Origin of the sequence: Herbaspirillum sp. LeCh32-8, assembly GCF_017814915.1 — a bacterium.
In the GTDB taxonomy this organism is placed as follows: Bacteria; Pseudomonadota; Gammaproteobacteria; order Burkholderiales; family Burkholderiaceae_D; genus Herbaspirillum.
This window is the reverse complement of the sequence record NZ_JAGIPZ010000010.1, coordinates 44,620-58,186: the sequence shown is the minus strand read 5'-3', so window position 1 is coordinate 58,186 and position 13,567 is coordinate 44,620. Positions and strand designations below refer to the sequence as shown.

The 13,567-nt window shown below is 66.6% G+C and carries 12 protein-coding genes; 6 read left to right on the top strand and 6 right to left on the bottom strand.

The features are described from left to right. Positions 1-60 precede the first annotated feature (60 nt). From J8I26_RS16915 to J8I26_RS16905, 3 genes are all read right to left on the bottom strand, one after another. The gene (locus J8I26_RS16915; protein WP_209608277.1) at positions 61-2,481 is read right to left on the bottom strand and encodes a TonB-dependent siderophore receptor; all 2,421 of its coding nucleotides are present in this window, start codon (positions 2,479-2,481) and stop codon (positions 61-63) included. 128 nt (positions 2,482-2,609) lie between these two features. Beyond that, positions 2,610-3,614, bottom strand: coding sequence for a FecR domain-containing protein (locus tag J8I26_RS16910; RefSeq protein ID WP_209608276.1), 1,005 nt, complete (start codon positions 3,612-3,614; stop codon positions 2,610-2,612). A gap of 10 nt (positions 3,615-3,624) precedes the next feature. Then, positions 3,625-4,134: a sigma-70 family RNA polymerase sigma factor gene (locus J8I26_RS16905; RefSeq protein WP_209608275.1), complete on the bottom strand. Its 510-nt coding sequence runs from the start codon at positions 4,132-4,134 to the stop codon at positions 3,625-3,627. Positions 4,135-4,321: 187 nt separating this feature from the next. Between J8I26_RS16905 and J8I26_RS16900 the strand changes: the two genes are divergently transcribed. Further along, the gene (locus tag J8I26_RS16900) at positions 4,322-4,531 is read left to right on the top strand and encodes a hypothetical protein (protein ID WP_209608274.1); all 210 of its coding nucleotides are present in this window, start codon (positions 4,322-4,324) and stop codon (positions 4,529-4,531) included. Between the two features lie 86 nt (positions 4,532-4,617). On the opposite strand, the gene J8I26_RS16895 is transcribed toward J8I26_RS16900, so the two are convergent. From J8I26_RS16895 to J8I26_RS16885, 3 genes are all read right to left on the bottom strand, one after another. Further along, entirely contained in the window at positions 4,618-4,920 is a 303-nt protein-coding gene (locus J8I26_RS16895) for an AraC family transcriptional regulator (RefSeq protein ID WP_209608273.1), read from the bottom strand. A 62-nt stretch (positions 4,921-4,982) separates the two neighbouring features. Next, positions 4,983-5,591 (bottom strand): flavin reductase family protein, encoded by a 609-nt coding sequence (locus J8I26_RS16890; protein WP_245200379.1) that lies wholly within the window; start codon positions 5,589-5,591, stop codon positions 4,983-4,985. Positions 5,592-6,069: 478 nt separating this feature from the next. Beyond that, on the bottom strand, positions 6,070-6,990 hold the full coding sequence (locus J8I26_RS16885; protein ID WP_209608271.1) for a dihydrodipicolinate synthase family protein: 921 nt from the start codon (positions 6,988-6,990) through the stop codon (positions 6,070-6,072). 152 nt (positions 6,991-7,142) lie between these two features. Here J8I26_RS16885 and J8I26_RS16880 point away from each other — a divergent pair, with 152 nt between their 5' ends. The 5 genes from J8I26_RS16880 to oiaK all read left to right on the top strand — a co-directional run bounded on the left by J8I26_RS16880 (position 7,143) and on the right by oiaK (position 13,491). Continuing rightward, complete coding sequence (locus J8I26_RS16880; protein WP_209608270.1) at positions 7,143-8,108, top strand: LysR family transcriptional regulator; 966 nt, start codon at positions 7,143-7,145, stop codon at positions 8,106-8,108. 398 nt (positions 8,109-8,506) lie between these two features. Continuing rightward, on the top strand, positions 8,507-9,841 hold the full coding sequence (locus tag J8I26_RS16875) for an MFS transporter (protein ID WP_209608269.1): 1,335 nt from the start codon (positions 8,507-8,509) through the stop codon (positions 9,839-9,841). A 79-nt stretch (positions 9,842-9,920) separates the two neighbouring features. After that, positions 9,921-10,751, top strand: a complete 831-nt coding sequence (locus J8I26_RS16870) for a phosphogluconate dehydrogenase C-terminal domain-containing protein (protein ID WP_209608268.1) — start codon at positions 9,921-9,923, stop codon at positions 10,749-10,751. Positions 10,752-10,852: 101 nt separating this feature from the next. After that, positions 10,853-12,097: a ribulose-bisphosphate carboxylase large subunit family protein gene (locus J8I26_RS16865; protein ID WP_209608267.1), complete on the top strand. Its 1,245-nt coding sequence runs from the start codon at positions 10,853-10,855 to the stop codon at positions 12,095-12,097. After that, complete coding sequence (gene oiaK / locus J8I26_RS16860) at positions 12,094-13,491, top strand: 3-oxo-isoapionate kinase OiaK (protein WP_209608266.1); 1,398 nt, start codon at positions 12,094-12,096, stop codon at positions 13,489-13,491. Before J8I26_RS16865 ends, oiaK begins: the two co-directional genes overlap by 4 nt. Positions 13,492-13,567: the final 76 nt, after the last annotated feature.

Below are 13,567 nucleotides of genomic sequence, written 5' to 3'. Positions count from 1 at the left end.
GAAAAACGGCCCGCCTTGTCATGGCGGGCCGTTTGTCTTTGGCGTGACGGCGTCAGCGGCTTACCACTTGTAGCGCGCGCTCAGGATGGCGGTGCGTTCCGGCGCCCAGAAGCAGGTCAGGTTGGGCTCGGCCAGGCAGGAGGTGTATTCCTTGTTGGTCAGGTTGTTGACGTTGAGCGCGTAGCGCCAGCGCCCGCTGGTGAAGTGCAGCACGGCGTCGAACACGGTGACCGAGGCGTTTTGCACCGTGTTGACGGCGTTGGCGTAGTTGCGGCCGGTATAGCGTGCGCCGCCGCCCAGCCCCAGACCGGCCAGCGCGCCGGCCTGCACCGTGTAATCCATCCACAGCGAGGCCGCGTGGCGCGGCACCAGGATGGGGGTCTTGCCTTGCAGGTTGGCGGTGGTGTTCTTGGTGTTTTCCACCTGCGTGTAGGTGTAGGCGGCAGTGATGTTGAGCCCGCGCGCGATTTCTCCCTTGGCCTCCAGTTCGACGCCGCGCGAGCGCACCTCGCCGGTGGGCACCGAGAAGTTGGTGTGCAGCGGATCGCTGGTGAGCACGTTAGTCTTGGTCAGGTCGAACACGGCGGCGGTGAACAGGCTCTTCTGGTCGGCCGGCTGGTACTTGATCCCCACTTCATACTGCTTGGCCTTGGACGGCTCGAACGGCGTGCCGAAGAAGTCGGAGCCGGACTGCGGCAGGAAGGAGGTGCTGTAGCTGACGTAGGGTGCCAGTTCCGGCGTGACCATGTAGGTCAGGCCGACGCGTCCGCTGACGGCGCCGTCGTCGGCGACCACGCGCGTGTTGGTCAGGTAGTTGCGGGTGGTGTCTTTGGCGCGGTCATAGCGCGCGCCGGCGGTCAGGATGAAGCGCTGGTACTTGATCTGGTCTTGGGCATAGAGGCCGGTCTGGGTCAGCGTTTCGTCCAGGTTGCCGAACAAGGTGGTGGGCGCGGCGATCGGCGTGGTGTAGTCGGGCGCGTTGATGTTGAACACCGGCGCGGCGCCGCGGTAGCGCACCTCGCGGTCGGTCATGCGCAGCCAGTCCAGGCCGAGCAGGACCGTGTGCTGCGTCGGCCCCCAGTTGAATTTGGCCTGGGCCTGGTTGTCCAGCAGGGTGTTGTTGATCTGGCTGTAGTAGGTGGCGGTGGTGCGGGTGATCAGGTTGCCGCTTTGCGCGACCGGGTTGACCGCGTTATAGGTGGAGTTGAGCCCGGCCTGGCGGAAATTCTGGCGCAGGGTCCAGGTGTCGTCCAGGCGATGCTCCAGCATGTAGCCGAGGGACCATTGCTCGTTGTGTTGCTTGTCGAAGTCTGGGTTGCCGTAAAGCAGATGGGTCTTGGTGCCGTCCGGGCGCACCGCGGTCCAGCGGCCGCTGCCGCTGCTGTCGTTGGTGTAGCTGGCCAGCAGCGTGAAGCTGGTGGCGGCGGAAGGTCGCCAGTTCAGCGAGGGCGCGAGGTAGACGCGGTCATTGTTGCCGGCGCGGCCGTTGCCGTAGTCGAACTGGTTGTCGCTGTCGAGCAGCAGGCCGACGAAGCGGCCCTGCAGCTTGCCGTCCTCGTCGAACTTGCCGTTCAGGTCGGCCGTCACCTGGCGGCGGTTGAAGCTGCCCACGTCCACCATCAGCTCGTTGCCGGCGCCGGTGCCGGCCACCTTGCTCACGCGGTTGATGGTGCCGCCCGGGTCGCCCTGGCCGAACATCACCGAACCTGCGCCGCGCAGCACCTCGACCCGTTCCAGGCCGTAAGGCTCGGTGCGGAACATGCCGAAGCCGCCGCCGACCTGGCGCAGGCCGTTCAGGAAGTCGCTGGTGTTTTGCGCGTTGATGAAGCCGCGCAGGTTGAAGTAGTCATAGCCGCGCGGATCCACGCCGTGGGTTTCGGTATTGGCGCCGGGCATGTAGCGCAGCACTTCCAGCACGCTGTTGGCGGCGCGCGCATCCATCTCGTCGCGCGTGACCACCGAGATCGATTGCGGGATTTCCAGCACCGGCGTGTCGGTCTTGGTGGCGCTCGCGCTGCGACGCGCGAGGTAGCCGCGCAGCGGGCCGGTGGCGCTCTCGGTCTCGGCCTGGCCGGAGACGGTGATGTGCGGGAGCGCGCCGGCGGCGGCCGGGGCGGCTGCGCCCGCCGCAGCCTTGCGCAGCGAATAACCACCGCCCGGTTGGGCCACGGCTTCCAGGCCGGTGTCGCGCAGCAGCGCGCGCAAGGCCGACTCGACGCTGACCTCGCCCGACACGCCTTGCGTGGTGACGCCGTTGACCAGCGCCGGGTCGTAGGAAAGGTTGACGCCGGCACTGCGGCCGAAGCGGTCCAGCGCCTGCGCCAGCGGGCCGGCCGGCAGGTCGAAGTGCCTGACGGCGGCGCCCGGCGGCAGGGCGGCCGGCGTCTGCGCGTGCGTGCCGGCGGCGGCGCCGAGCAGGGCGAGGGAGATGGCAAGAGCCAGCGCGCTATGGCGTGGATGGTGCGTGGAGCTGAGGTTCATGGTGGTTTCCGACAGTGAGAGGGTGGGAGCCTGTGAGCAGGCCTCTTATCTGTCAGGTCGGGCGAGAAGCGAAATCCCCTCACTTTTTTCGCATTATTTTTTCCACAGGCGCGTAAGCATCAAGCGCATCAGCCCGGGCGGGCAGGCCCCACCACCACCCACAGGCGGGTGCGGTAGGTCACGCTTAGCGGCTGGGTTTGCAGCAGGAACTGCAGCGCGCGGTCGGTATCGTCGACGTGGAACACGCCCGATACGCGCAGGCCGGCCACCGCCGCATCGCAGCTGATGATGCCGCGCCGGTAGCGCGCCAGCTCGTCGAGCAGGGCGTCCAGGCGGATGTCTTGGCCGGCGATGACGCCCTCGGCAAAACCGTCGGCGGCGAAGCCCTGCGCAGCCGCGGCCTGTGCGCCGTCGTCGGCCAGCCAGGCGCTCTGGCCGGGGTGGATCACCAGCGAAGCGCCGCCGGCGGAGGGGTGCAGTTCGACCGCGCCTTCCTGCACGCTGATGCGCGCCCGTTGCGGCTCCAGCCGCACCACGAAGCGCGTGCCCAGCGCCTGCATCTTGCCGAAGGGCGTGAAGACCCAGAACGGGCGTCGCGCGGCCGAGTCGCCGTCGGCGCCGGTGGTGACCATGATCTCGCCGCGGCGCAGGATCACCACGCGGCGCTCGCCGCTGAAGTCGGTGCTCACGGCGCTGTCGGTGTTGAGCATGATGGCGGTGCCGTCGGCCAGCAGCAGGCGGCGTTGTTCGCCCACGGCGGTGACCGAGTCAGCGCTCAGGCGCAGCCAGCCCAACTCGTCGCGCAGGTGCCAGCCGAACAGGACGGCGAGGCCGCCGATGGAAAGCACCTTGAGCGTGCGCCGGCGCTCGTGGCCTTGCTGGCGGCGCGCGCGTTCGGCGGCGGCCAGCACGTCGCGGCCCAGCGCCGGCTGCAGCGAGCCGGCGGCCGGCTTGAACGAGCCGATGCGCTCCCAGGCCAGCAGGTGCAGCGGATCGGCCGCGAGCCAGTGCTGGAAGCGGTTGCGGGTTTCCGGTGTCGGTTCGCCGTAGTTGAGTTTGACGCCCCACACGATGGCGGCGTCGATCACGGTCTCGGGCAGGCGCGGGCTGCCTGCGTTGCCGGGGGCGGACATCTCGGCGCGCTTACTCGAAACGCATTGCGTAGCAGGCGCGCAGCGCCTTGGCCAGGTAGCGCTCGACGGTGGCCAGCGAGACGCCGAGCTCACGCGCGATCTGCGGGCAGGTCAGGCCGTCCAGCTGCGCCATCAGGAACGCCGAGCGCACCGGCGGCTTGAGGCCATCGAGCACGGCGTCGATTTCCACCAGCGTCTCCAGGAACAGAGCCCGGCTTTCAGGCGAGGGGGCTTCGGCTTCAGGCTGGGCGGCCAGGGTTTCCAGCCAGGCCTGCTCCAGCTCGCGGCGACGCCAGTGCTCGATCACCAGGCGGCGCGCGATGGTCGAGAGGAAGGCCTTGGGTTCGCGCGCGGCCACCGGTTCCTGGCGCGCCAAGAGGCGCATGAACACGTCCTGGGCCAGGTCGGCGGCATCGAAGGCATTGCCAAGCTTGTAACGCAGCCAGCCTTTCAGCCAGCCGTGATGGTCCTGGTAAAGGATGCGCACTTCCTGCTGCAAAGACGAATCGGCGGCCGCCAAATTGCCCTCCCTGGCATGTTCTGGTTAATTTTTAAGAATGAGAATTGTTTTCAATTATGGGGGCAGGCTGCGCCTTTACGCAAATTTTCGACGCCCGGTGTGGCGCATGCAGGCTGGCCGGGACTATTGCTATGAGGATTTGTGAGGAGTATATTTCCAAGTGGAAATATAACAATCGGAGACAAACGTGAGCCGCTACCCAGCTGTACTGCTGTCGCTGCTACTCCTCGCGCTGACCGGCTGCAGCCGCTCGCCCAAGGAGCAACTGGCCTTCCAGCATGCCGAAGAGCAATATCAGATCAACCAGCGCGCCGCCGAGCGCTTCCGCCAGGCGCGCGCGGCGGCGGCCGATGAGGATGCCGAACCGGTGCGCCGCAGCCGGGAAGACGACGAGTAAGGCGCAGGCAACGCGCCGCGGGTGATCGCATGCAGCGCAAAAAGCGGCCGGGCGGCCGCTTTTTTTATGGCCGGCGGCAATGCGGCTCAGGCCTTGCGCGCCACCCAGTAGGTCGCTCCCTGCGCGCCGTAGCGTTCGGCATGCGGCACGTTGGGCAGCAGGTGGAAACGGTCGCCCGGCAGCAGGCGGCGTTCGGCCTGGCCCTGTACGGCGAGGAACATCTCGCCCCGACTTATCACTGCGTTGGCTTCGAAGGGATGGGTGTGAGTGTCGATCACGGTGTCCGGCTCCCAGGTGCGTTCAAGCACCTCGTCGTATCCTTGCGCCAGCATGGACTGGCGAAACTGCTCGAAGCTCTCGGCTGGCGCGTTGGCGGCTGGCTGTGTCATGGCGATTCCTGTCGAAGGCAAGTCACGGCAAGCGCTGGACGCTTGCCTTTGATGTTCATTGTTTATCGGACGATCGGCGTCAACGCCCGGGCCTGCACTTGGTTGCCGGCCACGACGAACTTGCCTGCGCCCAGGTGGTGCAGCGTGTGCAGCTCGGCATTGTCGGGCGTGAAGTTCCAGTGACCGTTGTCGAAGATGCGCGCGTCGGCCGCGGCCGCGACCACTTCGCCGAAGAAGGTGTCGTAGGCAGTCTCGCTGCGGGTCTCCTGGATCCATCGGCATTCCAGCCAGGCCGCGCAACCATGCTCCAGCACCGGCATGCCCAGCTCGGGACCGGCGCCGGCCTCGATGCCGTAGTGCACGAACTTGTCATGGTCACGTCCGGATTCGCTGCCGACCGCGTAGGTCAGATCCATCAGCGCCGCGCCCGGCACGATCAGGCCGAAGCCGCCGGAGGCGGTGATCAGCTCGCGCGTCCAGGTGCTCTTGTCGATCACCACGGCGATGCGCGGCGGGGTGAATTCCACCGGCATGGACCAGGCCGCCGCCATGATGTTGCGGCGACCGTCGTGGGCGGCGCTCACCAGTACGGTAGGGCCGTGGTTGATCAGGCGGCTGGCGTGGTGCAGGGCGACGGGACGGAAGTGGGGCGATGGCGGCGGTTGGCTCAAGACGGGCTCCTGTAGGCGGGAAGGAAAAAGGCAGGATGACATATTTCGGCGGTAAGGTTTTGAAGCTATCCCGAGTCCGGGTTTTTGAACCCATCTCCACCCCGGCCCTCCCCTTGAAGGGGAGGGGGAAAGACAAGAAGTCTACAGAACACTTCCCCGCTTGAAGGGAAAGGGAAAGACAGGAAGTTCACAAAGCACCCCTTCCCTTGAAGGGACGGGGAGTGGAAAGACAGGAAGTTCACAGAACACTCCCTCGCTTGAAGGGAAGGGGGAAAGACAGGATGTTCACAACCCCCCTCCCATGAAGGGATGGGGAAAGACGGGAAGTTCATAGAACACTCCCTCCACTTCAAGGGGAGGGTTGGGGTGGGGATGGGGTCAAACGCCAAGCAAAATCAACGCTCCCCAAAAAAAATGCCGTTCAGCACTCGCCTGAACGGCATAGGGTTCTCGCGCGGGTGGGCGCGGACAGCGGCGCTTACTTGCCCCAGCTCAGCACCAGCGGATCGAGGCGGCGCGCCACGCGCAGCAGGCCTTCGCGCACCTTCGGGTGCATCGCCGGCTGCGGATGGCGCAGCATGTCCGACTTGATCACGCCGCCTTCGACCATCAGCGCCTTGCAGGCCGCCAGGCCGCATTGGCGGTTTTCATAGTTGATCAGCGGCAGCCAGTTCATGTACAGCTCCGCGGCCTTCTCGGTGTCGCCGGCGAAGTAGGCGTCGACGATCTTGCGGATGCCGTCCGGGTAGCCGCCGCCGGTCATGGCGCCGGTGGCGCCGGCGTCGAAGTCGGGGATCAGGGTGATCGCTTCTTCACCGTCCCACGGGCCGACTACGGCGTCGCCGCCCAGCTCGATCAGCTCGCGCAGCTTGGAGGCGGCGCCGGCGGTCTCGATCTTGAAGTAGGAAACCTGTTCGATCTCTTTGGCCATCTTGGCCAGGAAGGGGGCGGAAAGCGGCGTGCCGGCCACCGGCGCGTCCTGGATCATGATGGGGATGTCGATGGCGGAAGAGACGCGATCGTAGAACTCGTAGATCTGCTTTTCGGAGACGCGGAAGGTGGCGCCGTGGTACGGCGGCATCACCATCACCATGGCCGCGCCGGCGTCCTGCGCGGCGCGGCTGCGCTCGGCGCAGATCTGGCTGCCGTAGTGGGTGGTGGTGACGATCACCGGGACGCGGCCGGCCACATGTTCCAACACAGTGTTTTGCACCAGGGTGCGTTCCTCGTCGGACAGCACGAACTGCTCGGAGAAGTTGGCCAGGATACAGATGCCGTTGGAGCCGGCGTCGATCATGAAATCGATGGCGCGCTTCTGGCCTTCCAGGTCGAGGTTGCCGTTCTGGTCGAAGATGGTCGGGGCGACGGGGAATACGCCGCGGTAGATGGGGGTGCTCATGCAGTCTCCGCTTGTGTTTGGAATGAAATCGGCCGGCTTCCAGCGCAGCGCGCATGGCTCCGGATGGCGACGAATATACGTCCGGGGGCAGGGGCTGTATAGTGAAGACTTTCCATCATGTGATCGCTTTTGCGACTCATCAGGCCATCTTCATGAAACCCGTCTCCAGCCTGCAGAACCTCAACAGTCTCCTGTCGCGCCTGCGCATGAAGCAGCTCCAGCTGCTGATCGCGCTGGACGATCACAAGTCCCTGCACAAGGCCTCCAACGCGCTGGCCATGACGCAGTCGGCCGCCAGCAAGTCGCTGGCCGAGCTGGAGGCGATATTGGATGCGCAATTGTTCGAGCGCACCAAGGCCGGGCTGGTGCCCAACCAGTTCGGCCATTGCGTGATCCGCTACGCGCGGCTGATGGCGACCGACCTCGGCGCGCTGTGCGAGGAGATGGCGCAGATCCGCTCGGGCCGCGGCGGCCGGCTGGCCATCGGCGCGGTGATGGGGGCGGTGCCCGAGCTGGTGGTGCCGGCCGTGAACGCGCTGCACCAGAGCCATCCCGAGCTCTCCATCGACATCATCGAAGACACCAGCGTGCACATGCTGGGTTTGCTGGACGACGGCCACATCGACCTGCTGCTGGGCCGCGCCAGCGTGTCCGACAATCCCGCCAAGTATCACTACCAGCCGCTGTCCGACGAGCCCTTGTCGGTGGTGGTGTCCAGCGAACATCCGCGCCTGCGCGCCAGGTCGGTGAGCCTGGCCGACCTGCAGGGGCTGCGCTGGGTCACCTATCCCAGCCACATGCCGCTGCACGCGGTACTGGAGCGCGAGTTCGACCTGGCCGGGCTGGACCTGCCGGCCGGCGTCATCTCTACGGCCTCCACCTTCGTCACCGTGGCGGTGCTGCGCCAGGCCGCCGACACCGTGGCGATCCTGCCCACCAGCGTGGCGAAGATGTTTGTCGACAGCGGCGTGCTGCGCATCCTGCCGGTGGCGCTGACCTCGGTGTCGCAGACCATCGGCATCGTCACCCGCAAGGGGGGCGAGCTGTCGCCGGCGGCGCGCTCCTTCGTGCAGCTGTTGCTGGAGCAGGGCGGCGCACGCAAGACCTTCGGCGCCTGAGGCGTCCACACGGCCCAGGGCCTGCGAGCCGTTCAGACTGTTATCTCCTTACCGCGCCCTTCTTCCCGGGAGGGCGCCGCTTGCCGGCGGCATGTTGCCTCCCGGCATGCTGGTTGCGCTCATCTTTCGCGTGCAAAAAATTAATCGAACACTCAAAAATTAAACTGGTATAGTGATGATACCAGTTGCGAACATACGGCTTTTGTAAGGGAAAGTCATGGCAACCGGCAATAACAGCGCACAGCGCGGCAAGAGCACGCAAAAAAGCAGGCCATGCAAAAAGACGGCAGCCAGGCGAACGCAGGCGTTCGCAGCCCCCGCGGATCCTGGCGGACCGACACCACAAAAAAGAGGTTGTTGTTGAAGGGCATCAGCCTCGCAACCAGCCAGGAGACAGTATGCAAACCACCAGCGCGGTCGAGAAATCGGCCATCCGCAAGGTCGCGATGAGGCTCGTGCCTTTCGTCGGCCTGATGTTCTTCATCAACTTCCTCGATCGCACGGCGATCTCGTTCGCCGGTCCCAACGGCATGACCAAGGATCTGGCGCTGACGGCGGCCCAGTTCGGCTTCGCCGCGGGCGTGTTCTTCATCGGCTACGTGCTGCTGGAAATTCCCAGCAACCTGGCCCTGCACAAATACGGCGCGCGCCGCTGGCTGGCGCGCATCATGGTCACCTGGGGCATCGTCGCGCTGCTGTTCACCTGGGTCAGCAGCGTGGAAGGCTTGTACGTGCTGCGTTTCCTGCTGGGCGTGGCCGAGGCCGGCTTCTTCCCCGGCGCCATTCTCTACCTGAGCCTGTGGGTGCCGGCCAAGCATCGCAGCCACATCCTCGCGCTGTTCTATCTGGCGCAGCCGCTGACCATCGTCATCGGCGCACCGGTGGCGGCCCTGCTGATCGAGGCGCATGGCCTGTTTGGTCTGGAAGGCTGGCGCGTGATGTTCGCCGGCGTGGCGCTGCCGGCCATCGTGGTGGGCGTGGTCGCGTGGTTCTATCTGGCCGACAAGCCGTCCGACGCCAAGTGGCTCAACGAAGCCGAGCGCAAGTGGCTGACCGCGGCGCTGCAAGCCGAGCACAGCAGCAAGGACATGAAGCACGTCCCGCACGCCAGCGCCGCGCTGAAGAACGGCCGCGTGTGGATGCTGGCGCTGGTCTACTTCGGCCTGATCTACGGCCTGTATGCGCTGGCCTTCTTCCTGCCCACCATCATCGGCGGCTTCGAGACCCAGTTCGGCGCCAAATTCAACGTCTTCCAGAAGGGCCTGATTACCGCCATTCCTTACGCGCCGGCCGCCGTCGCGCTGTTCCTGTGGAGCCGTGACGCCACCCGCCGCGGCGTGCGCAGCTGGCACGTCGGCCTGCCGGCGTTGCTGGGCGCCGTCAGCATCCCGGCCGCGCTGTACATGCAGACCCCGGCCGCCACCGTGCTGGCCATCACCGTCACCGCCTGCGCCATCTTCTCTGCCCTGCCGACCTTCTGGTCGATCCCGGCGCGCTTCTTGTCGGGCGCTGCGGCGGCCGCCGGCATTGCGCTGATCAACACCGTGGGCAACGCCGCGGGCTTCATGGCGCCATTCATCACCGGCGCCATCAAGGACGCCACCGGTTCCTACCAGGCGCCGATGTTCGTGGTGGGCGCGCTGATGCTGCTGTCGGCGGTGGTGATCTTCGCCATCGGTGCCGGTGCGCGTGAAGAGGCGGCCGAATTGCAGGGCCGCGTCATCGCCGAATGAATCCCGGAGGCGGCGTGGCGCCGCTTCCCCAAGCAGTCGAATCACCTGTGCAGCAATGCATTTTGAACGGAGAGAAATCATGAAGGAAAAAATCGCCCTGTTCGGCGCCGGCGGCAAGATGGGCGTGCGCCTGGCCAAGAACCTGAAGAAATCCGACTACGTGGTGGCCCACGTCGAAGTCAGCGAAGTGGGGCAGAAGCGCCTGAAGGACGAAGTCGGCATCGACTGCGTCAGCATCGACGCCGCGCTGGACAATGTCGACGTTGTCATCCTGGCGGTGCCCGACACCCTGATCGGCAAGATCGCCGCCGAGATCTCGCCCAAGCTGCGCGCCGGCGTGATGGTGATGACGCTGGACGCGGCCGCGCCGTTCGCCGGCCATTTGCCGGATCGACCGGACCTGGTCTACTTCGTGGCCCACCCCTGCCATCCGCCGATCTTCAACGACGAGACCACGCCGGAAGGCCGTCGCGACTTCTTCGGTGGCGGCGCCGCCAAGCAATCGATCACCAGCGCGCTGATGCAAGGTCCGGAGTCCGCCTTCGACCTCGGCGAGGACGTGGCCAAGGTGATCTACCAGCCGATCCTGCGCAGCTATCGCCTGACCGTGGAGCAGATGGCGATCCTGGAGCCGGGCCTGTCGGAAACCGTGTGCGCCACGCTGCTCTACGCGATGAAGCAAGCCATGGACGAAACCGTGCGCCGCGGCGTGCCGGAAGAAGCCGCGCGCGACTTCCTGCTGGGGCACATGAACATCCTGGGCGCGGTGATCTTCAAGGAGATCCCGGGCGCCTTCTCGGACGCCTGCAACAAGGCGATCCAGAACGGCCTGCCGCGCCTGTTGCGCGACGACTGGCTCAAGGTGTTCGATCATGATGAAATCGCGGAGAGCATCCGTCGCATCACCTGACGGAGTCGCCGCACCGCCGCGGGCTCATCCCTGCCGCATGATGGACAAGGCAGGGATGGCCCGCGGCGCATGAAGAACGAACACGAGAGAAGAGATCAAGCATGGAACGCATCTACGCCAGCTACTGGCTGGAAACCGGCGACGACCCCGCGCGCGCCGCCGACGTCATCGCCGGCGAGCAATCGAGCGGCACCTTCGTCGCGCTGGCCACCGAGACTCCCGAACTGAAGGAGCGCTCCGGCGCCCGCGTCGAGCGGCTCAACATCCTCGGTCACAGCAAGGAGCCCAGCCTGCCGGGCGGCATGCGTTCCGAGCGTTACACGCAGTGCGAACTGGAGCTGTCGTGGCCGCTGGAAAACACCGGCGCCTCATTGCCCAACCTGATGTCGACGATTGCCGGCAACCTGTTCGAGTTGCGCCAGGTGTCCGGCCTGCGCCTGACCGGGCTGAAGCTGCCCAAGGCCTTCGCCGACGCCTATCCGGGCCCGGCCTTCGGCATCGAAGGCACGCGCAGGCTGACCGGCGTGGAACGCGGCCCGCTGATCGGCACCATCATCAAGCCCAGCATCGGCCTCTCGGTGGAAGAGACGGTGCAGCAGGTGCGCGAGCTGGTGGCCGGCGGCATCGACTTCATCAAGGACGACGAGCTGCAGGCTGATGGCGGCCGCTGCCCGTTCGACGAGCGCGTGCGCGCCGTCATGCGCGTCATCAACGACCATGCGCAGCGCACCGGCAAGAAGGTCATGATGGCCTTCAACCTTACCGGCGACCTTGACGAGATGCGTCGCCGCCATGACCTGATCGTGGCCGAGGGCGGCACCTGCGCGATGGCGGTGCTGAACTCGATCGGCCTGGTCGGCCTGCGCGAGCTGCGTCGCCATACGCAAGTGCCGATTCACGCGCACCGCGCCGGCTGGGGCTACCTCACGCGCAGCCCGCAGCTGGGCTGGGACTATGCGCCGTGGCAGCAGCTGTGGCGTTTGGCCGGCGCCGACCACATGCACGTCAACGGCCTTCGCAACAAATTCAGTGAGCCTGACGACAGCGTCGTCACGGCGGCGCGTTCGGTATTGAAGCCGGTGGTCGAGGGCGTCGACATGGTCTCCACCATGCCGGTGTTCAGCTCCGGCCAGACCGGCCTGCAGGCGGCCGACACCTATGCCGTGATCGGTTGCGCCGACCTGATCCACACCGCCGGCGGCGGTATCTTCGGCCACCCGCAAGGCGTATCGGCCGGTGTCGAGGCGCTGCGCGAAGCCTGGGTCGCGGCGATGGAAGGCGTGCCGCTGGAACAGCATGCCAAGGGCAACAAGGCCTTGCAGGCGGCGTTGGGATTCTGGAAATGACATCCCGCCACGGCGCCGACAGCGGCGCGCTGCCCTCGGGCCTGCTGCTGGCCTATTACGGCGACGACTTCACCGGCTCCACCGACGCCATGGAAGTGATGACGGCGGCCGGCCTGTCCACTGTGCTGTTCCTGCGTACGCCGGATGCGGCCTTGCTGGGACGTTTCCCCGATGCGCGCTGCGTGGGCATCGCCGGTTCTTCGCGCGGGCGCTCGCCGCAATGGATGGAGCAGCATCTGCCGCCGGCCTTCGAGATGCTGGCGGCGTTGCGTCCTCCGCTGATGCAATACAAGGTGTGCTCCACCTTCGATTCTTCCGCCGACACCGGCTCGATCGGCCGCGCCATCGACCTCGGCGTGCGCGTCATGCCGGGCGACTGGTCGCCGATGGTGGTGGGCGCACCGCGCCTGAAGCGCTACCAGATGTTCGGCAACCTGTTCGCAGCGGTGGATGGCGTCGGCTACCGGCTTGATCGCCATCCCACCATGGCGCGCCATCCGGTCACGCCGATGGACGAAGCCGACCTACGTCGCCATCTGGGAAAGCAAACGTCGCGCCGCGTCGAACTGGTGGACATGCTGCAGTTGCGCGACGGCGGCGCCGCGGCGCACACGCGCCTGCAAGACTTGCGCGGCGACGACAGGCCGGTGGTGCTGGTCGATGTGCTGGACGAAGAGACCCTGCGCGAAGCCGGGCGACTGGTGTGGGAAGGCAAGGGCGCCGGCGCGTTCAGCGCCTCGTCCTCGGGCTTGCAATATGCGCTGGCGGCGTACTGGCGCGCGCGCGGCTGGATTGCGGCGCAACCTTCGTTGCCGCAGGCCGGCACCGTGCCGGTGATCGCAGCAGTCAGCGGCAGCTGCTCGCCGGTGACCGCCGGCCAGATCGCCTGGGCGCGCGAGCACGGCTTCGCCGCCGAACGCATGGATTTGCCGGCAGTGCTGGGTGCGCTGAGCCGTGAGGCGGAACTGGTGCGCCTGGTGCAACGCGCAGGCGAAGCCATCCGCGCCGGTCGCAGTCCGCTGGTGTTTTCTGCCGAGGGGCCGGACGACGCCTCGGTCACCGGCTTTGACGCCATCGCCCGCGGCGCCGGCATGCCGCGCGCGGAAGCTGCGCGCAGCGTCGGCGTGGCGCTGGCCGAGGTGATGCGACGCATCCTGGATGCGCACCCGCTCAAGCGTATCGCCATTGCCGGCGGCGACAGCTCGGGCGAGGTGGCCAGCGCGCTGGACATCGCCGCGCTGTCGGTCTGCGCCGGCCTGGCGCCGGGCGCGCCGCTGTGCCGCGCATGGTCGGACAATCCCCGTCGCGACGGACTCGAATTGGTGTTGAAGGGCGGGCAGGTGGGTGCGCGCAGCTTCTTCGGCGACGTGCTGGAAGGGCAGCCCGCCGGCTGACCGGAAAGTTGTGTCGCAGGCAAGCCCGGAACCGCCGCAAAGGCAGGCCGGGACTGGATTGTGGTAGAGTGCGCGT

Excerpts from the sequence above, each read along its gene's own strand:
- J8I26_RS16915 (WP_209608277.1), bottom strand. The coding sequence starts at position 2,481 with ATGAACCTCAGCTCCACGCACCATCCACGCCATAGCGCGCTGGCTCTT.
- J8I26_RS16910 (WP_209608276.1), bottom strand. The coding sequence starts at position 3,614 with ATGTCCGCCCCCGGCAACGCAGGCAGCCCGCGCCTGCCCGAGACCGTG.
- J8I26_RS16895 (WP_209608273.1), bottom strand. The coding sequence starts at position 4,920 with ATGACACAGCCAGCCGCCAACGCGCCAGCCGAGAGCTTCGAGCAGTTT.
- J8I26_RS16885 (WP_209608271.1), bottom strand. The coding sequence starts at position 6,990 with ATGAGCACCCCCATCTACCGCGGCGTATTCCCCGTCGCCCCGACCATC.
- J8I26_RS16880 (WP_209608270.1), top strand. The coding sequence starts at position 7,143 with ATGAAACCCGTCTCCAGCCTGCAGAACCTCAACAGTCTCCTGTCGCGC.
- J8I26_RS16875 (WP_209608269.1), top strand. The coding sequence starts at position 8,507 with ATGCAAACCACCAGCGCGGTCGAGAAATCGGCCATCCGCAAGGTCGCG.
- J8I26_RS16870 (WP_209608268.1), top strand. The coding sequence starts at position 9,921 with ATGAAGGAAAAAATCGCCCTGTTCGGCGCCGGCGGCAAGATGGGCGTG.
- J8I26_RS16865 (WP_209608267.1), top strand. The coding sequence starts at position 10,853 with ATGGAACGCATCTACGCCAGCTACTGGCTGGAAACCGGCGACGACCCC.
- oiaK (WP_209608266.1), top strand. The coding sequence starts at position 12,094 with ATGACATCCCGCCACGGCGCCGACAGCGGCGCGCTGCCCTCGGGCCTG.